The organism is Rhodoblastus sp. (assembly GCF_052145335.1).
Lineage (GTDB): Bacteria > Pseudomonadota > Alphaproteobacteria > Rhizobiales > Beijerinckiaceae > Rhodoblastus.
In genome coordinates, this window is the sequence record NZ_JBKQOU010000248.1 from 1 (window position 1) to 17898 (window position 17898).

Annotated in this window: 16 protein-coding genes and 2 pseudogenes; 10 read left to right on the plus strand and 8 right to left on the minus strand. The window is 60.2% G+C overall.

The window, feature by feature from the left end; translation table 11 throughout:
- The 5 genes from ACLP2E_RS15765 to ACLP2E_RS15785 form a co-directional block, all read left to right on the plus strand.
- On the plus strand, positions 1-1764 hold a 1764-nt coding region (locus ACLP2E_RS15765; RefSeq protein ID WP_442466477.1), incomplete at its 5' end, for a fatty acid cis/trans isomerase.
- Between the two features lie 146 nt (positions 1765-1910).
- Positions 1911-2507, plus strand: coding sequence for an HdeD family acid-resistance protein (locus tag ACLP2E_RS15770; protein WP_442464524.1), 597 nt, complete (start codon positions 1911-1913; stop codon positions 2505-2507).
- Positions 2508-2756: 249 nt separating this feature from the next.
- Entirely contained in the window at positions 2757-3005 is a 249-nt protein-coding gene (locus tag ACLP2E_RS15775; RefSeq protein ID WP_442464523.1) for a hypothetical protein, read from the plus strand.
- Between the two features lies 1 nt (position 3006).
- Positions 3007-3300 carry a hypothetical protein gene (locus ACLP2E_RS15780; RefSeq protein WP_442464522.1) on the plus strand — a complete coding sequence of 98 codons (294 nt, stop codon included), beginning with the start codon at positions 3007-3009 and terminating at the stop codon, positions 3298-3300.
- A 3-nt stretch (positions 3301-3303) separates the two neighbouring features.
- The gene (locus ACLP2E_RS15785; RefSeq protein WP_442464521.1) at positions 3304-3804 is read left to right on the plus strand and encodes a phage holin family protein; all 501 of its coding nucleotides are present in this window, start codon (positions 3304-3306) and stop codon (positions 3802-3804) included.
- Between the two features lie 229 nt (positions 3805-4033).
- On the opposite strand, the gene ACLP2E_RS15790 is transcribed toward ACLP2E_RS15785, so the two are convergent.
- The 4 genes from ACLP2E_RS15790 to ACLP2E_RS15805 form a co-directional block, all read right to left on the minus strand.
- Complete coding sequence (locus tag ACLP2E_RS15790) at positions 4034-5149, minus strand: alpha/beta fold hydrolase (protein ID WP_442464520.1); 1116 nt, start codon at positions 5147-5149, stop codon at positions 4034-4036.
- A gap of 116 nt (positions 5150-5265) precedes the next feature.
- Entirely contained in the window at positions 5266-6489 is a 1224-nt protein-coding gene (locus ACLP2E_RS15795) for an ABC transporter permease (protein WP_442466478.1), read from the minus strand.
- A gap of 1 nt (position 6490) precedes the next feature.
- The gene (rbbA, locus tag ACLP2E_RS15800) at positions 6491-9256 is read right to left on the minus strand and encodes a ribosome-associated ATPase/putative transporter RbbA (RefSeq protein WP_442466479.1); all 2766 of its coding nucleotides are present in this window, start codon (positions 9254-9256) and stop codon (positions 6491-6493) included.
- Positions 9253-10365, minus strand: coding sequence for an HlyD family secretion protein (locus ACLP2E_RS15805; protein WP_442466480.1), 1113 nt, complete (start codon positions 10363-10365; stop codon positions 9253-9255). The genes rbbA and ACLP2E_RS15805 overlap by 4 nt, the downstream gene beginning before the upstream one ends.
- A gap of 560 nt (positions 10366-10925) precedes the next feature.
- On the opposite strand from ACLP2E_RS15805, the gene ACLP2E_RS15810 reads away from it, so the two are divergent.
- The 4 genes and pseudogenes from ACLP2E_RS15810 to ACLP2E_RS15825 all read left to right on the plus strand — a co-directional run bounded on the left by ACLP2E_RS15810 (position 10926) and on the right by ACLP2E_RS15825 (position 13312).
- Entirely contained in the window at positions 10926-11615 is a 690-nt protein-coding gene (locus ACLP2E_RS15810; RefSeq protein WP_442466481.1) for a TetR/AcrR family transcriptional regulator, read from the plus strand.
- 66 nt (positions 11616-11681) lie between these two features.
- Complete coding sequence (locus ACLP2E_RS15815) at positions 11682-12800, plus strand: patatin-like phospholipase family protein (protein WP_442466482.1); 1119 nt, start codon at positions 11682-11684, stop codon at positions 12798-12800.
- A gap of 1 nt (position 12801) precedes the next feature.
- Positions 12802-12939: pseudogene (locus ACLP2E_RS15820) on the plus strand (acetoacetate decarboxylase); the annotation flags it as partial.
- A complete protein-coding gene (locus ACLP2E_RS15825; RefSeq protein WP_442461376.1) occupies positions 12926-13312 on the plus strand; it encodes a TetR/AcrR family transcriptional regulator in 387 nt (128 codons plus the stop codon). The pseudogene ACLP2E_RS15820 and the gene ACLP2E_RS15825, both read left to right, overlap by 14 nt.
- On the opposite strand, the gene ACLP2E_RS15830 is transcribed toward ACLP2E_RS15825, so the two are convergent.
- Positions 13297-14436, minus strand: coding sequence for an alpha/beta hydrolase (locus tag ACLP2E_RS15830; protein WP_442461375.1), 1140 nt, complete (start codon positions 14434-14436; stop codon positions 13297-13299). The two genes, ACLP2E_RS15825 and ACLP2E_RS15830, sit on opposite strands and share 16 nt — an antisense overlap.
- Before the next feature lie 312 nt (positions 14437-14748).
- Between ACLP2E_RS15830 and ACLP2E_RS15835 the strand changes: the two genes are divergently transcribed.
- Positions 14749-15012: a glutathione S-transferase C-terminal domain-containing protein gene (locus ACLP2E_RS15835; protein ID WP_442461374.1), complete on the plus strand. Its 264-nt coding sequence runs from the start codon at positions 14749-14751 to the stop codon at positions 15010-15012.
- Between the two features lie 34 nt (positions 15013-15046).
- Here the strand turns inward: ACLP2E_RS15835 and ACLP2E_RS15840 are convergent, their stop codons facing one another.
- The 3 genes and pseudogenes from ACLP2E_RS15840 to ACLP2E_RS15850 all read right to left on the minus strand — a co-directional run bounded on the left by ACLP2E_RS15840 (position 15047) and on the right by ACLP2E_RS15850 (position 17812).
- The gene (locus ACLP2E_RS15840) at positions 15047-15631 is read right to left on the minus strand and encodes an acyloxyacyl hydrolase (protein WP_442461373.1); all 585 of its coding nucleotides are present in this window, start codon (positions 15629-15631) and stop codon (positions 15047-15049) included.
- A 226-nt stretch (positions 15632-15857) separates the two neighbouring features.
- Positions 15858-16348: pseudogene (locus ACLP2E_RS15845) on the minus strand (transposase); the annotation flags it as partial.
- Between the two features lie 171 nt (positions 16349-16519).
- Positions 16520-17812, minus strand: coding sequence for an OmpP1/FadL family transporter (locus ACLP2E_RS15850; RefSeq protein ID WP_442461372.1), 1293 nt, complete (start codon positions 17810-17812; stop codon positions 16520-16522).
- Positions 17813-17898: the final 86 nt, after the last annotated feature.

Consider the following 17898-nt stretch of genomic DNA (forward strand, 5'->3'; position numbering starts at 1 on the left):
ATAAATCCGGCGGATCAGGACCTGATTGTCCGATGGATCGAGCAGGGCGCGCCGGATGAGGGGCCGGCGCCGATAGCTGCGCGCGAGGAAGCCGAAATCGCCGACTGGGAGCGCTTCCTGAACGGCGATATGCTCAAGGAGCGGTTGATGAGCCGCTTCTTGTATGAGCATCTGTTTCTGGCCCATCTTTATCTGAACGACGCGTTCGAACCGCCTGCTTTTCGCCTCGTGCGCAGCGCCACGCCGCCGGGACAGCCGATTTCGATCATTGCGACGCGGCGTCCGTTCGACGCCCCGGAAGCCGAGCGGGCCTATTACCGATTGCAGCGCGATCTCGAGCCGATCGTCGCCAAGACGCACATGCCCTACCGGCTGGATAAAGCGCGGATGGAGCGATACCTGGCGCTGTTCCTTGCGCCCGACTATAGTGTCGACAGAGAGCCTTCCTACATGCCGCAACAAGCCTCTAATGGTTTGGCGACCTTTCGGGCGATTCCCGAGGAATCGCGCTATCGCTTCCTGCTCGACGACGCGCAATATTTCATCATGACTTTCATCAAGGGGCCAGTGTGCAGAGGGCAGGTCGCGCTGAACGTCATCGAGGATCGATTCTGGGTGTTTTTTCTCGCTCCTGGCGTGGGCGTACAAAGGGACGCCGACGACGTGGCGCGACGGGCGCTGGAAAGCATGACCCTGCCTGCGGCGGACGGCAGCAACAGCGCGCCTCTTTTGACCGCCTGGCTTGGCTATGCCGCGCGGGAACGGCAGTATCAGCGGGAGCGTGCGATCGGTTTGCGCGCCTTTGCCGCATCCCACGGCGGCCCCCGGCTCGACATGGTCTGGGACGGAGACGGAACAAATCGGAATGCCGCCTTGACGGTGATGAGGCACTTCGACAACGCGACAGTCGTTCGAGGCCTCGTCGGCGCCCCTCCGAAAACCGCCTGGCTCATGGACTACAGCCTTTTCGAGCGAATCTATTACCTTCTCGTGGCCGGTTATGACGTTTTCGGCAACGTGACGCACAATCTCAACAGCCGGCTTTACATGGATTTCCTGCGCATGGAGGGGGAGGCCAACTTCATCGGTTTCCTGCCAGCCGACGCGCGCGCCGAGGTGCTTGCGCGCTGGTATCGCGACGCCGCCAAAGAGTCCCTCGATCACATGAGAGCGCTGGTGTTCGAACCGGGAGTCGAAAGCGGGATCGCCTACCACGGCGCCGATCCGGAGCCGGAGTTGTTCGGCATGCTTGAACGGCGTTTGAAGCAGGCGCTCGACACGCGCTTGTCTCTCGCCAATGTGAAGGATGCCGGTTTACGGGAGCAGCTTGAGCGTCTCGCGGCGCTACGAGGCGAAAGTCTCGCGCTGGTTCCGGAACTCTTCTACCTCGTCGTGACCGACCCGCAGGGCGTTGCACGCTATTTTACCGTCTTGAAGGAGACCGGCCACCGCAACGTCACCCACCTGCTGACCGAACAGAACGAACTGGAGCCGGAAGAAAACGCCCTAACCGTGGTTCCGGGCCTGATCGGCGCCTATCCGAACGCGTTTTTTCGGCTAGGAAAGGAGCAATTGCCGGAGTTCATCCGGGCGCTCGCCTCCCTTAAGACCGAGGACGATTACAAGCGCCTGAGCGATCGTTTCGCCGTGCGCCGAACCGATCCGAAATTCTGGGAATTCAGCGATCGGCTGCAAGGAGCGGAAGCGCGGATGGATCAGGCCGACCGGGGACTGCTCGATTACAATCGGTTGGAAAACCGCTGAATACGGCCTCGGCAGGGCGGGCTCCGCCGCCCATCGAATTTGCGCGGCGTTGACGCAGAACAAAGCGCGCGCCTGCAAAGCGTCCTATTTTTTTAGCGGTCGCTTCTTCGATGTCTTCCCAGCCATTCATTCGACAGGAGAATTCCATGTCTTCCATGGGTCAAGGCGTCGGCGGCATGCGTGGCGCCCTTCAAAAAGCTTTGAACAAACACTGGAAGTTGTTCATGTTGCAGGGCGCGATCATGATCGTGCTGGGCGTCGCCGCGATCGCCATGCCGGTCGTCGCGACCTTGACCGTCGATATATTCGTCGGCTGGCTGTTCACGATCAGCGGCGTCGTCGGTCTGGTCGCGATCTTTTCCTCCGAAGATATCCCGGCGTTCCTCTGGGGTCTGATCACGGCGGCGCTGTCGGTCGCCGCCGGCGTATTGCTGATCTGGCGCCCTGTCGAAGGGACCGTTCTGCTGACGCTGGTGCTGATGGCGTTCTTCGTCGCCGAGGGCGTCTTCCAGAGCGCTGCGTCCATCGCCTATCGGCAGGCGTTTCCCGGCTCCTGGGGCTGGATGCTGGCGAGTGGCGTCATGGATTTGATCCTGGCCTTCGTCATCTACAGCAATTGGCCGATCAGCGCCGCCTGGACGCTCGGAATTCTCGCCGGGGTCAATCTGATCTCGTCGGGCTGGGCGATCGTGATGATCGCGCTGGGCGGGAGGAAACTGGCCAAGGCTCTGGATTCATTCTGAGGCCGTTTTCCAAGGCGCGCGCTGGCCACTGAACGAGGGTTGGCTGAAAAGACCGCCGGATATGGTCACGAGGTAAAAATTTTAATGCACGACATGGCTCGTAGTACGAGTCGAGGATCCAATAATTGATCGCGAGACGGGATGCATTATGTGTGCTTCGACCGACACGGCGACACCGCAAGTGAGGCATTCGGCGCCGACTCGAGCCCGTAGTCGGGAACGCGCTGAACTATCCGAAAGGAATATTCCATGGACCGCGGCATCCAGAAATTCCCGAAGCTGGTTGAAGAGCTTGCGCGTCTGCGCGACGAAATCAAGCTGAAGATACACCTTGGCTCGAAAGAAATGCAGGCTGAATTTTCACAGATAGAAGATCGCTGGAAAAAATTCGAAAACGAGGCCAAAGTCGATCAAAGCGTGAAAGACGTCAGCGACGCTGTCGATATCCTCGGCGAAGAAATCCGGGAAGCTTTTAATCGCATTCGCAAGGCGCTCTGAAATGAAGCGGTCTCCCAAGACGGAGGAGGAGCTCTCCTCCCTACGCGCAGATCTCCAGACTTCGTCCGCTCAACGGGGGAGCCGAGCGCCAACCCAAGAGATCGAGGCTGCGTCGGACAGCCTCGCCGAAGACGCGATCCTGTCTCAGCTGGAAACGCAACTCAAGGAATTGCATCAGGTTCTGTCGGACTATGCCGATGGCGTCGAAGGGCTTGTCTCCGAACACCCCCTCGTCCTGGCGGGCGCGGCGTTCCTGCTCGGCGTCGGCGTCGGGCGACTTGCAAGAAGAGGGTAGAACATGGACAGCACCATACGCAATTTTCGCGTTTTTTGGCGCGCGGAAACAATCGTTGCCGATGTCCGCCTGCGGCAGCTGGCGTCGCGGATGGGCTTCAAGGCGGCGGCAGTCGCGCTTGGCCTGTTCGGCGTCATCATGGTCAATATCGCCATATTTTTCGCGTTGCAACAGACCTGGGGCTCTGGTTGGGCGGCGTCCGCGATTGGAGGCGCCAACATTTTTCTTGCGATTGTGCTGTTCTTTTTCTCGGAATCGGCGCAATCGGGCCGCGATCTCGATCTCGCTCTTGAAGTCCGTGACCTCGCGCTGAAAGAACTCGAAACAGACGCTATCGCGCTTCGACAACAGCTCGTTGAACTTCGCGGTGAGATCATCGGTATAAGGCAATCGGTCGGCAACTTCATCCATAATCCGATCGATACCGCGCTACCCCAGCTGTTGATTCCGTTAATCAACGCACTCATCCATGGGCTTAGGAAGTCGACTGCCGCGAAGTCCTGAGTGGACACCGTAACAATATTTGCCGATTTGCAGGAGAAGGGAACGCCTGTGCCTCGGTATTGGTCAAGCCGGGTTCGGAGATTGCCATGCTCCGTTTTCTGCCGACTGCGCTCTCAACGGCGATAGTCTCGCGCGTCATCTTCTTCGCGCCGCGCAATCCGGACGTGGTTGAAGGGAAGGAGCCCGCCGCAAAACCGCTCGGCGGGCTCATTCCTGTTGCCCGCGAAAGTTACTGCGCGGCGATCCAGCGGGAGATGTCCGGCCAGGTTTCCTTGAGCGTCTTCGAGCCCATGAAAAGCCCGATATGGCCGCCGGGCGCGATGCGGGAAACGATTTTGTCCTTGGGGGTCCCAATAGCCTTCGCCGCATTCATGACCTGTTCGGCGGTGGTGACGTCGTCCGCCTCTCCGGCGAGCAGATAGGTCGGGCAGACGATGTTTTTCAGGTCGAGCTTGCGGCCGAGGCCAATAAACTCGCCTTTCCAGAAACGGTTTTCCTTGAACAGCTGATTAATCGCCTGGAGATACCAGCGTCCGGGAAGGTTGAGCGGATGCTCGTACCAACTCGAAAATATTTCTGTTTTTTTGATATAAGCGGGATCGTCGATGTGCAGGAAAAGTTCGGCCGGTTCGCGCAGGTAGTGTTGAGCCGGGTTCATGTTCTTCCAGCCTTGCAGCATGACTTCGCCGCGCATCAGGCCACCGCCGGCGGCGACGAGGTCCTCGTAAAAATTCGGGGGCGCAAGTTCGACCATATGTTTCAACGGGCCATCGCCCGCTTTCGTATCGATGGGCGACCCTGCGAGCACGAGGGAATTGACCTTTTCCGGGAAACGCGCTGCGATCATGGCCGACGTCCAGCCGCCTTGGCACAGGCCGACGAGATTGACCTTGCCGCCAAGCTCGTCGATCGCGACGACCATGTCGGCCAGATAATTGTCGATGTCGAAATCCTTCATGTCAGGAGTCGCCGACTTCCAATCGGTGAGAGCGACGTGGCCGACGCCATTTTCAAGCAAGGTCGCGACAAGGCTTTGGCCCTGGCAATAGTCCGCGATCATCGCGGAATGCCCGGCGAAAGGCGCGTCGACCAGGGTGGGGAGAGGAGACGGGCGACCATAATCGCGAAGGGTCATGGTGCGAAGCTCGAGCCGGACTTGATTGGGCGTCGCGAGCTGCGGGCGCAATTCCTGAACGATCTTGACCTCTTCGTCGAGAACCTTCGCATCCCGGACGAATAGATCCAGGCCTCCTTCCGCGATCTTCTTCGTGGCGAGGAGCGGCCAGAACAAGGGCACGCCCAACAGCGGCATTGAAGGGGGGACGAGTGCGTTTGGTGTCTGCATGATCGAAGCGCCTCCTGAAGTTGAACTTTATCCTTGCGAGCGACGCTCGCATGGCTCACTTGGCTATAAACCGACGCCGCCCGAGGCGAGCGCCCGAGATCCTGGCCGCCGGGCGCTCACCCGCTGAAGATGACGCTACGAAACCGGCGCAAGGCGAAAACAAAATAGACGCCGCCGATGACGGCCGTCGCCAAAAGCTCAGGCCAGACGATTGCGGCGTCCGCGCCGCGATAAAGCACGTCCTGCGCGAAAATGACGAAATGCGGCGTTGGGCTGATGGTTTTCATGAGGTATTGCAGCCACACGGGCATGCTTTCGAGCGGCGTTGTGGAGCCCGAAAGCAGCATCATCACCAGCAGAACCGGGATCGACAACAAGCCGAATTGAGCCATCGTGGCGGCAACTGTTCCCAGTGCAATCCCAAGCGAAGCGACAGTGAACACATAAATGCACGAGCCGGCCAAAAACAGCAGAACCGATCCCGCGATCGGCACCTGCAACCACCATTGCACCACGAAGAGCAGCGACAGGCCCGTCGCGCCCAGGACGACAAGTCCGTTGGCCATAATTTTGGCGAGCATGATCTCCATGGGGACGACGGGCATGACCAGGAGATGCTCGACCGTGCCCTGCTCGCGCTCGCGGATCAGCGCAGCGCCGGTCAGCATCACCGTGATCATGGTGAGATTGCTGATGATCTGCATGACCCCGGTAAACCAGCTCGACTTGAAATTCGGATTGAATTTTGCGTGCGTCACCACTTTGATCGGCTCACCGCTCCCGCCTTCACGCCCTGCTACGAACGCCGCGACATATTTCAGGATCACGTTCTGGATGTAAGTCATGCCATTGAAGGCCTGGGCGGATGCGGTGGCGTCGACGTCGATTTGAACGGAAGGTTGCCGCCCGGCGAGAATATCCTCCTGGAATCTTTGTGGAATCTCGATGACGAAAAGGAAACGTTGCGCATTCATCGCCGGGTCGATTTCAGGCGCCGTAATCTCGACCGCCGGCTTGAACGTGGGCGGCGTGAGGCCATCGGCAATGCGCCGCGACAGATCGGAATGGTCTTCGTCGACGATTCCTACCGAGAGATTGGTCGCTTCGGTCGAGGCGCCGGTTGCCGCGGCGTAGATCGCGATGGTGAACGAGAACGCCACAAGAGCCAGCATGACCGGATCGGCGACGATGCTGCGTAGCTCCTTGATCGTGAGCCGATAGACATTGGAGATATGCCGCCCCAGCTTGGCGAAACCATGGCCGCCGGGCGGGGCCACCTTCGTCTCCGCCTGTGGCGCGGGCGGTCTTGGCGGATCGGTCGTCGGGTTCGCAAGCGACATCTCAGTTCTCCTGCTTGCGAAGGAATGTATGCGCGGCGATGAAATAGGCGATCACGAAGACGGCAAGGACAAGCGCATAAGACCAGAGATCGGAAAAGCCCAGTCCCTTGGTGAAGGCGCCGACGCTGATCGGCTCGAACCAGGCCGCAGGAAACAGCAGCCCGATGAGCCTTCCCGTTCCAGTGAGAGAGGAGACGGGCACGAGCAGACCGGAAAAATTAACGACGGGAATGACGGAAAGAACCGTGGTGGCGAAGACCGCCGCAACCTGGGTCCGGGTGAAGGTCGAGATGACTTGCCCGAAGCCGCAAGTCGAGAAAACGTAGAGCAAAGCCCCGAACGTCAGCGCTACCAGCGATCCCTTGACCGGCACCTGGAAAACAAAAAACGCCATCAGCACAAGGAGAAAGAAGGTCAGCATTCCGACGACGACGTAGGGGAACTGCTTGCCCAGGAGGAATTCGAGCTTGCTGATCGGCGTCGAACGAAAATTGGCGATGGAGCCGGTCTCGACCTCGCGGACGATGCCGATGGTCGCCATGATCGCCGGGATCAGCACCAGCATGATCACAATGACGCTCGGAACCATGGAGAAAACGCTCTTGAAGGCCTGATTGTAGCGGAAGCGATTTTCAACGTTGACCGTTCCCAGATAGACGTTGGATGGCGCGTTGGGGCCTTGGCGCTCGACGAGGAGATCCTGCGCATAGCGCAACAGAATGCCGGTGACATAGCCGCTGGTGGTCTCGCCCCGGAACGGCATCGCGGCGTCGATCCAGAAGGCGGCTTCGGGCGGACGAAGGCCGGCGAGATCGCGACCGAAGCCGGCCGGAATTTCAATGGCGACGGCCAGTTCCCCCGCCCGCATCCGTTGCTGGAGTTCTTCCGACGAGTTGATCGGAGGCCGTTCGGTGAAATAATGGGAGCCGGAGAAGCCTTCGAGGAGCCGGCGGCTTTCCACCGTCTGGTCCTGATCGAAGGCCGCAAATTTCAGGTTTTCGACGTCGAAGGTGATGCCATAGCCCATGGCGAGCATCATGATGACGGGACCGACGAAAGCGAAGGCCAGCCGGAAAGGATCGCGCAGGAGCTCCATCGTTTCGCGCCGGGCGTAGGCCCATAGACGTCCGGGATCGAACCGGCGTGACGAACGCGACTGGGCCGGCTCGGCCGCCGCCAGCGCCGGGGCCGCTTCGGGTTGCGGCGCGGCTCCGGCCTGCTCTTTCTTTTCTGTTCCGCCCGCTTCCTCCAGATAGGAGATGAAGGCCTCCTCCAGCGTGGCGCTGCCGCGCTGCTTGACAAGCTCCCTGGGAGCGCCGACGGCCAGCACGCGTCCCTGATGCATCAGCGAGATACGGTCGCAGCGCTCGGCCTCGTTCATGAAATGGGTCGATAGAAAGATGGTGACGCCGTCCTTGCGAGAGAGATCGACCAGCGTGCGCCAGAAAGCGTCGCGGGCAACCGGATCGACGCCCGACGTGGGCTCGTCGAGGATGAGCATGGACGGCCGGTGGAGCACAGCCACGGCAAGCTGCAACCTCTGTTTCACGCCGAGCGGCAGGCTCTCCGGCTTGGCGTCGGCGTTTTCCTTCAGGTCGAACCGTTCTAGGAGTTCGGCGATCCGGCCTTCGATCTCGCCCGCAGGGAGGTGGTAGAGATGCGCATGCAGATCGAGGTTCTGCCGCACGGTCAGTTCGCTGTAAAGCGAGAAAGCCTGCGACATGAAGCCGACGTTCTGCCGCGCCTCCATGTCGTCGGCCGCCATAGGCTTGCCGAACAATTTGGCCGTGCCTTCAGTAACCGGCAAAAGCCCCGTCATCATTTTCATGGTCGTGGTCTTGCCGCAGCCGTTCGAGCCGAGGAAGCCGAAAATTTCGCCGCGTCCGATGCGGAAACTCACATGGTCGACGGCGATGAAATCGCCGAACCGGCGCGTCAGCCCTTCCGCCTCGATCGCCGGCGTCTTGTCGTCGCTTTCAGTGCGCGGCGGCACGACGACCGCCTGATGCTGGGCGCGCTTTTCCGGCGGGAGCAGGGCGATGAAAGCGTCGTCGAGCGTGGTCTTGCCGGCCTGGGCGAGCATTTCCTTCGGCGCGCCATGCGCGATAACCTTGCCGTCGTCCATCGCGGCGAGCCAGTCGAACCGGCTCGCCTCGTCCATATAGGCGGTAGCGACGATCACGCTCATCTGCGGACGGCGCGCACGGATGGAATCGATCAGCTCCCAGAACTGCCGGCGCGAGAGCGGATCGACGCCCGTGGTCGGCTCGTCGAGAATGAGGAGATCGGGATCGTGCATCAGCGAGCAGCACAGGCTGACTTTCTGCTTCATGCCGCCCGAGAGTTTGCCGCAAGGCCTATCCCCGAAAGGGTCGAGCCCGGTCGCCTTCAGAAGCTCGTCGATGCGCGCCCGCCGTTCTGCCGAGCCCTGACCGAACAGGCGGCCGAAAAAGTCGATATTGTCGAAAACGCTGAGGGTCGGATAGAGATTGCGGCCCAGCCCCTGCGGCATATAGGCGATGCGTCCGTAGCTCGCCCGGCGATGGCCCTCGTCCGCCATATTCCCGTCGAGCGCCAGAACCTTGCCCGTCTGGATCTTTCGTACGCCGGCGAGGAGGGCCAGCAAGGTGGACTTGCCGACGCCGTCCGGCCCGATCAGTCCCGCCATGCATTGGGCGGGAATGTCGAGCGTGAGGTCGTTGAGCGCTAGTGTCTTGCCGTAGCGGTGCGTAACGCCCTCGACCCTGGCGACGATGGGAGCGGTCATTGCGGTAACTTCACGGCGAGCTCGTCGGGCCAGGCAACCTTGGGATCGGTGCGGACAAAGCCAAGTCCGCGGACGCCGGTCTTCACCTGACGATAAAATTTGCTCAGAACCTGGGGATCGGCCTGGAGCTTGACCCGAAACATCAGCTTCTCCCGCTCCTCGGCGGTCTCCACGCTCTTTGGCGTGAACTGGGCCTCGGTCGCCACGAAGCTGACCTTGTTGGGCAAAACATATTCTGGAATCGGATCGAGGATCGTGCGGGCCTCGTCGCCGAGGCCGAGCCTGCCGACGACATTCGCCGGGAGGTAGATGGTCATGTAAACATCGTTCAGATCGAGGATCGTGAGAACCCGCTGCCCTGCGGCGACCACCTCGCCGGCGCGAGCGAGCCGGTATTGCACCCGTCCGGTTCTGGGGGAGACCAGCGTCAGGTCAACAAGAACGGACTGAAGCTGTTCGACATTGGCCTGGGCTGAACTGATCTGGGAAATGGCCTCGTCGCGATTGTGATTTGCCGCGACAAAGGCCGCGTCCGCGGACTCGAATTTGTTGCGCCGCAGATCCAGGGTCTGGCGAGTGATAAACCCCTTGTCGATCAGCGCCTGCCCGCGCTCGAAATCCGTCTTGGCGAAATCCAGATCGCTCTTGCGCTGGGCAATCTGTGCCTCCACCTCCGCCAATGCCTGCTTCGCTTTCAGGAGTTGCGCCTGCGCGCCGCGCAGCTGGGCTTCCGTCTCCGGCGAGGAGATGACGGCGACGACCTGCCCGGCCGTGACTTCATCCCCCTCGTCCACATTGACCGCCGCCAGCCGGCCCGCATATTTCGCCGCGACATCGACTTCCGTGGCCTCGATGCGGCCGTTGGTTTTCACGATGCCTTCAGGCATGTCGTGGCCGCGCAGGCGATTGATCAGCGACTCGACCGCCTTGTGGACGTCCTCGACGGGATTGGGGTGTTTCGATTCAGCGTAAGCCTCAGGGATCGACAGGCCCGATGCCGAGAAAAGCGTGAGCGAAGCCCCACAGATCAGGGCGGCGCATCGCGCGATGGCGCGCGACGAGCGGCCGGATTTGTTGCCGACAAGGCGACCAAAGCTTTGCACGGGCATGACGGGTCCTTTCCAACGGGGCAACGGGGCGGCCATCTGGCGAACGGCTGCGACGCCCGGCATTGCGAGCGTCCAATATTAGTCTCAAACGATAGCTGGTATTAGTCTCAAGCGATAGCTGGCGGTGCATTGATCGTGGTCAATTGGCGGCGCCTCACCGCGCATTCGAGCCTTCAAATCTGGCGCGGCGCCCCGTTCTCTGGATCGAACCTGCATGCCCTCGATTTCGGCGTGGGTCACGCCGCCGCAAGCGAGGGTCGAATGTCGGCGAAAAGCGCTCCAATTTACTTGCTTGATTTGGTCGTCGAAGGCGTCGACCAAGCGGACAGCCCCGTGCGTGATGGATGCCGGCCTACGGTTTTCATGGCGTCGACGCGGCGGGCGAGGTGGTTATGCGGCGCGATATCGCGCGCTTCCTAGGCAGGCATGCAAATGTTCCAAAGGATCAATATGTTGACAGCGGCCACTTTATGCTGTTATGTGGGCGATGTCAACATGATCTCTACCGTGAATGCGTGACATGTCGACAGCGACAACTTCGCTTGCCAAATGGACGGCCCATGATCAAACCGAACGTCACTGCCGAGGAGCGCCCCTACCACCACGGTGACTTGCACCGCGCTATCGTGAACGCGGCGCTGAAGGTCTTGAGCGAGACACAAAGCACGGAGTTTTCGTTGCGGGAGCTCGCCCGTCGTGCGGGCGTTAGCCATAACGCGCCTTACAAGCACTTCGGCGACAAGCGCGAGTTGTTAACGGCCGTCTCGGCGATGGGGTTCGAGTTTCTGGCGGAGCGTATGACCCACGCCATGGAAGGGCTGAGCAGTCCTCGTGCACGGCTATCTGCCTTGACGCGCAGTTACGTTCGCCACGGCGTCGAGAATCCGGCCCTGTACAGATTGATGTTCGGCGGACTCCTTAGCGGCCCGGATTATGGCCGGCCTGTCATCGAAAGAGTTGCGGCTGAGAAGACCAAGGTCCTGATTGCGGAAACGATTGTTCACGGGGCTCTGGGACGCGCCATCCCCAATACGCTGCGAAACGAACGGAAAATCGCTGGAGCAACTCTGATCTATTGGTCGCTCGTACATGGCCTGACCACGCTGCTGGTCGACCGGCTCGCCGGTCCAATGGGAAAATCAGACGAACTGAGCGAGAGCGTGTTGCTAGGCATGCTCGACGGACTGGCGACGAAACTTCCCGCCTTACCACTCGGTACGTGGGTGGGTGCTCGAGCGTCCGAGGAATAAAACGAAGTCGATTGGGAAGGAAGCGTCCTTGGGTGGCCGATGATCAAGGCAAACAGAGGAAGTCACATGAAGCAGAAAACCAACACTCCACATGTTGCTCGGCCGCCCAAGAAGCGGCGCATAGCGGTCGCGCTGCAAGGCGGCGGCTCTCATGGAGCCTTCACGTGGGGCGTGCTCGATCGCCTGTTGGAGGAGCCGAGCTTCGAAATCGTGGGCATCAGCGGCACCAGCGCCGGGGCCATGAATGCTGGAATTCTCGCCGATGGCCTGCTCCGCGGCGGCGCACCGCAGGCGCAACAGGATCTGCGGCGCTATTGGGAGGATGTTGGCCGTCTGCGCGGCTACGCGAGCTTCTGGCCCTTTGGCCCGCAGCGCGATTGGCGCCTCGATAACAATCCGGTTTTCCTCTCGGCGGAGATGTTGGCGCGCATATGGTCGCCCTATCAGACCAATCCGGCCAACCACAACCCACTGCGGGAGCTGCTGGAGCGCATCGACTTCGAAGGGTTGCGCCATGATGCCTCCGCAGCTCGCGTCTTCGTCTGTGCTACCAACGTCCAGACCGGACTGCGGCGCGTCTTCCATAACGCCGAGCTGTCACCGGAGGTGCTGCTGGCCTCCGCGTGTCTGCCGCAGTGCTATCAGGCGGTCCAGATTGGCGAGGATTTCTACTGGGATGGCGGATACTCCGGGAACCCGGCGCTGGCGCCTCTCTACCTTGGCACGAGCGCGACCGATTTGATCGTCGTAGGCATCAACCCCATCCAGCGCATGACAGTGCCGCAGACGGCGCGCGCCATCATCGACCGAATTGGCGAAATCAGCTTCAACTCGAGTTTCATGATGGAATTGGCGGCGGTCGCCTTTGTCGAGCACCTCGTAAAGTCGTCTGCCATCCAGACCCCGTTGAGGCTCCTTCACGTGCATGGGATCGGCGACGAGGCGCTCGGTTCATTCGGGGCGTCGAGCAAGATGAACAACCAGTGGGAGTTCTTGCAGCATCTGCACGAAATGGGACTCCAGGCCGCCGATCGCTGGCTCGCGACGAATCGTAGCGCGGTTGGCAAACGCTCCACGGTCGATCTTTCGGGCCTTGCTCCACCCAAAGACAGCTTGCTCACAAGACCAATGTTGCGCAAGAAAACGCAGCTTTCCACATCCGATGTCACAGCCAGGAGCGCCTGATATGAAGATCGCCGACGTACGCCGTTCAGCCTACGCAATGCCCATGACCAATCCCGCATTTCCGCGCGGTCCAGATCGGTTCTTCAACCGAGAGTGCCTGATCCTAATGTATAGGACCGATCCGGATGCGCTCCGCGCAAGCGGCCTTCGAGGCCTTTTCCGAGCGCGGCTTTGCCGCGACGCGGCTCGAGGATGTCGCAGCGCTGGCGGGCGTGACCAAGGGAACGATCTACCTTTGTTTTAAAACCAAGGAAAAGCTGTTCGAGGCGATGGTCCGCCATTATTCGAGCCGCATGCCGGCCGACGCAGACGCCATGCTCGCTGCGCAGAAGGGGAGTTGCAGGGAGCGGCTGGAGGCGTTCCTGTCCTTCGTCTATCTGCGCTGCGCGCGCAATCGCAGGGGACGGGAAATCATTCTCTTTATCGTCAGGGAGATTAAGAGTTTTCCGCGACTATCCGATATACACACCTGGAACCGTTTTCTATTGGACCGAAGTCAGTACGAAACCTGACCGTTGACGATCTTTGACCCCGCAGAACTTTGTCCCTGCCGTAACTCCGCCTGGCCGGCACGGATGGCGGTGGAAATTCGAGCCGTGACTGCCGCCTGCGTCGCCGAGCGGGCGAGATCGATTGTGCCGATCGCCCCCAGCCCGACCCGGTCCGTCCAAGTAACCTGACCGGCCTGCAGGGACTGGCCGGCAATGCGCCGGCCCAGCAGGCGTACCATCTCGGGGCTGTCCGCAAATGTGGTGTGTCGCAGAGGATCATGGGAGTCGGAGGCGCTGGTGTCGATCACCGTGGCTCCGATTCGCTCCAGATCGGGGGCGTAAGGTCTCAGATCGACGCCTCCGACGCGTTCCACGTCGCCCGCAATCAAGCGCGAAATCCCTAGCGCCTTGTCCTGCATTGAGGTGAATATGGTGAAATGCGGCCGTGTTGCGCCCATCTCTATGAGTTGACGGCGGAACACGTCGACATCGATGTCCGGCGACGCCAGAATCACATTCCTGATCTTGTCGGGTATCGTCTTTTCGCGCATCGCGACGCCGCGCAGCGCTTCCGCTGTCAGCCAGGCGCCCATCGAATGGGCGAGGATCGTGATGTCGCTCACATCGGGACTTCGTGCGGCCTGAAGGATCAGATCTTCGAGAGCCCGACGCGAGTAGAGGCTGCTCTCCTTGTCATAAGGATAGTCGAAAACATTGCCGCGCGAGGGCCAGGTGAACAGGATCGGCGCCGCGTCGGTTCCGGAATCATGAACGACCTGAGCAAAGAAGAAGACCGCTTCCGCAAAGGTGGTGTTGAAGCCGTGGACGAAAATGATCGCCTGCCTTTTTGCGTTCCGATTTTTGCGGAACCATTGCAAAGCCTGTCGTTCGGATGCGATCTTGCTCGTTTCGAGCAGGGCGAATTCCTTTTCGGGGTTGGGCGGAATTTGCGAAGGCCACTGGACCTCGCCGATCTTTCGATTTCGATCCGGAGGAATGGAGACAACGAGGCGGTTGATCGAGATCTCGTCCCCCCGGTCGCCGGAATAAAGCCGACCCGGATCTTCCGTCGGCTTGCGCGTCGTCGCCACCAGCATGTCGACCCTGGTGGCGTCGCTGGTCGCCGCACGGAGCGGAAACAGCACGCCCTCTCTCGGGGGCGCGCAGCCTGCAAGAAGAGATACGACGACTGGCGTCAGGAGAATCATTCGGCGCCGGCGGCGGCATGTCGCGACATCCGCCGGCCGGCGCGTCCCGTCGCCGCGCGGACCCGCGACCTGCTCGAATGGAATGCCGTTTCGAGCAAGGAATTTGAGAATCTTGCGCATTGACAATCTTTTTTGCTGGACCTGAGCTGACGCCGAGCAGGTCAATATTTTGGACAAGCCGGGATAGGCCAAGCGGCTCTCCATTTTTGCGGCATGATGTACTCGATTGTCGAAGCCTATTTGATCTCGATGTCCTCATTTAGGCGCGTCTGCGCCATCTGGCGCGATTGCCCGAGCCAATATAGCGGCCCCTTCCTGTTCGGCGCCGAACCGACTTTGGCCGACGCCATGCTCGCGCCGGTCTGCTCATGCTTCGCCACCTATAATGTGGCGCTCGATTCGGAATGCTCGGGCTTCCGCGACCACATTCTCAACCGGGCGCCGATAGTCGAATGGGCGAAGGCGGCGAAAGTCGAGCCGGAGGAAATAGAAGAACTCGACGTCGAATTTTAGAGGCCGATCCGGTTCGATCGGATTGGAAAGCGCTTTAGAACGAATAACCAAGACGGGCGCCGTAATTGGTGAGCCCGCGATTGCGGACGCAAAAACCTTTGTTCGAATAATGCTCGATGGTTCCCATCAGGCTCCAGTTTTCGCTCAGGCGATAGCCAATCGACGCATTTTCATGAAACGACACATTGCAGCCCATCGCATTGTAGCCGGGAGGCACGACGGCGCCGGCTTTGCCGTCATTGGCCGCGCCGCCGAACGAGGCCTCAAGGAACAGGCCGCGATAAAGATAGACTGTCCCCGTGAGCCCCCCGTAAAGAGCGCTGGTTTTCCCCACGAAATTGAGGGTCCCGCCCATTTGCGGCCGCAGGATGAGAATGTTCCACCAGGAACCCAGAGGCGACGGGTTCAGGTTTCCCAACAAAATCTCGCCGTTGAGGTCGGCCGAGCCTTTCTCGGGACTTTGCGGATCATGGGCGAATACGCCAAGCCGAAGCTCGAACGGCGATTTTTCCGGTGGCGGCGGCGCCTCGCCAAGCCCGCCAAAAGAAGAAAGGTCGGCGGCTCCGGCTTCAGACGAAGCCAAGCCGAGCAGAAAGACCACCCGAAACAACAGTTTCATCCGATATTCCCTGGATAGCCGTCGGTTCCGGTCCAAAATTGCCCCGACCGACGGCTTTTGGCAGGTCCACGCCGACGCTGCCGGCCTTCGACCGTTGTCTGGACGCTCGCTACGGCTGTTAAGTGAGGAAAAACCCAAATTTGCCGTCATCGAAACGCACCTTTTCCGTCCTCTTCGATCAGACTCGTGACAACTCCCGGAAGGGCGACCTCGGCCATCTAGAGACGATCTCGCGCGCGTGGCTCACGACCTTCGCGCAGATATTGATCAGCTTTTCACGCAGCGTCGTCATCGACCATTCCTTGATCGGTTCCGCTGTCGCCAGCATGCGCAGAAAGTCGCCGAGATTGGAGGCGAGCGCAGGAAGCTGGAGGCGGACGGTATTGGCGGCGAATGAACGGCATGAAAGCCGCGTCCATTTGATAGCACCCTTGCGTTCTTTGATCCACTGCTCGCATGGGCCGCGCTTGTTGTCGAAGGCGACGACATTCTCCAACGGGCGCGCCATGTTGGAGAAGATGAACCCGAAGTGCAGAAAAAGTTCGCTGGATGCCGTTCGGCCTTGGCGATCGCCCGCCGCGACTTCGTCCAGCTTCCGGCCTGATAGGTAAAGCTCGCGTATGATCTGCGGACGTCATTGGATGGCCGCCCGACCGGCCGCTTGAGCCTGCAGCCGGCGCGCTCCTGCAGGTGGCGGTTCGCCCGAGAGCGAATCGCGCATTGACGCAGGCGGCGGCGAGTCGAGGCATCCGCCGCCGCCTCTTATCGAGGCTCGGACCCTCGACCCGCTCCAACGGCATGCCGTTTCGAGCAAGGAAATCGAGGATTTTACGCATTGACACACTTTTTTGTTGGCCGGCGCGGACGCCGACCAAGTCAATATCATGGTCAATATTTTGCCGCTATGATCGTCGGCGGCGCGTCAAGATGGTAGTTCAGGGTCAAAGACACGATATTGACGTTCGCTTGCGCAGTGCCGACGTAAGGCACTCCGTCAAACTGGCCGTTGGCGGGGCTCGTCAGATTGATCGCGCCATCCTTGACCCAGACATGCATGTAGGCGAGGTCAGCGCTGATCTGCTTGGTGAACTGGTAGCTGGCGCCACCCGCCAAGCTGAACCGATCCGCGTCAGGCAAACGCGGAGCGCGATTTGCAGTGTCGATGGGCGAATTCTCGTAATTGACGCCGGCGCGCAACGTAAGCTGTTCATTGTACTTATATTCGCCGCCCAGGGCGATCAGCCAGCCGTTGTTGTATTGGAAGTTCAACGGCAAGGCCGGACCAAAGTCGGTATTGACGATGAAACGATTGAACGACGACCAATCGGTCCATTGATAAGTCCCGAGAAGCGTGAATTTATCGTTGATGACCTGGCGAACGCCGACATTGACCTGCTGCGGCAGGACCAGATCCGCATTCATGGGCTGAATGCTGGGAGGGATAATGCCCGACAATCCCGACAAGGGAATGTTGTTCGTGAGCGTTCCCGACAATTCGGGCCTCAATTGCGACCGATAGCCGACGCCGATTTCAGTTCCGGCGAACGGTTTCAAAGTGAGACCAAGCTTGTATCCCACGTTATAATCGTGGCCATTGATCGACACCTCGCTGCCTGGAACGAGCGGCGTCGCATAGTTGCCGAATCGCGCATAGAACCAGTTGACCTGCAGGCCGGCGCCGACGGAAAGCCAGTCATTGACTTTGTAACCGACCATCGGCGTCGCATCGATGTCGGTGACCTGCGTCGTGTGGCCGTAGAAGGATGCATAATAACTTGGGTTGATTTCGGTGGCGAGGCCGAACGGCGAATCGATTGTGAGGCCGAACCACAACCTGTCGTTGAACTGATAGGACGTCTGCATTGCGGGAACCACCCGCCCGCCATTGCCGATGTCGTTGGTGTTGCCGAACACCGGCGAATTAACATTGATCGTGGGATCGATAAAGGTAAATGTCTGGGAAGCCCACATCCCGGAAAGATCGGTCAATGTCGCCGGGTTGAAGGCGATGGAGCCGATCCCGGCGCCGCCCGCCGCGCCGCCGGCCGACGCCACGCCCGTCGAGATCGCATTATATTCGTTGAGACCGAAGGCGCCCGCATGCGCGACGCCGATCGAGATGACAAAGGCGCTTCCGGCGGCGCCGATAAGTCGCAGCATTTTCGCGTTGCTTGTTTTCATATCCTGGTCTCATCCTCCCTGGCCATGATCCGCGACGGTGCGAACAGGCTCACGGCTCGCCCCACGCTAGCGTGTTTTTTTCGAGC

Coding starts and splice junctions, on each gene's coding strand:
- ACLP2E_RS15840 (WP_442461373.1), bottom strand. CDS start 15,631: ATGAAACTGTTGTTTCGGGTGGTCTTTCTGCTCGGCTTGGCTTCGTCT.
- rbbA (WP_442466479.1), bottom strand. CDS start 9,256: ATGACCGCTCCCATCGTCGCCAGGGTCGAGGGCGTTACGCACCGCTAC.
- ACLP2E_RS15825 (WP_442461376.1), top strand. CDS start 12,926: ATGCGCTCCGCGCAAGCGGCCTTCGAGGCCTTTTCCGAGCGCGGCTTT.
- ACLP2E_RS15785 (WP_442464521.1), top strand. CDS start 3,304: ATGGACAGCACCATACGCAATTTTCGCGTTTTTTGGCGCGCGGAAACA.
- ACLP2E_RS15780 (WP_442464522.1), top strand. CDS start 3,007: ATGAAGCGGTCTCCCAAGACGGAGGAGGAGCTCTCCTCCCTACGCGCA.
- ACLP2E_RS15790 (WP_442464520.1), bottom strand. CDS start 5,149: ATGCAGACACCAAACGCACTCGTCCCCCCTTCAATGCCGCTGTTGGGC.
- ACLP2E_RS15850 (WP_442461372.1), bottom strand. CDS start 17,812: ATGAAAACAAGCAACGCGAAAATGCTGCGACTTATCGGCGCCGCCGGA.
- ACLP2E_RS15835 (WP_442461374.1), top strand. CDS start 14,749: ATGTCCTCATTTAGGCGCGTCTGCGCCATCTGGCGCGATTGCCCGAGC.
- ACLP2E_RS15770 (WP_442464524.1), top strand. CDS start 1,911: ATGTCTTCCATGGGTCAAGGCGTCGGCGGCATGCGTGGCGCCCTTCAA.
- ACLP2E_RS15815 (WP_442466482.1), top strand. CDS start 11,682: ATGAAGCAGAAAACCAACACTCCACATGTTGCTCGGCCGCCCAAGAAG.
- ACLP2E_RS15795 (WP_442466478.1), bottom strand. CDS start 6,489: ATGTCGCTTGCGAACCCGACGACCGATCCGCCAAGACCGCCCGCGCCA.
- ACLP2E_RS15810 (WP_442466481.1), top strand. CDS start 10,926: ATGATCAAACCGAACGTCACTGCCGAGGAGCGCCCCTACCACCACGGT.
- ACLP2E_RS15805 (WP_442466480.1), bottom strand. CDS start 10,365: ATGCCCGTGCAAAGCTTTGGTCGCCTTGTCGGCAACAAATCCGGCCGC.
- ACLP2E_RS15775 (WP_442464523.1), top strand. CDS start 2,757: ATGGACCGCGGCATCCAGAAATTCCCGAAGCTGGTTGAAGAGCTTGCG.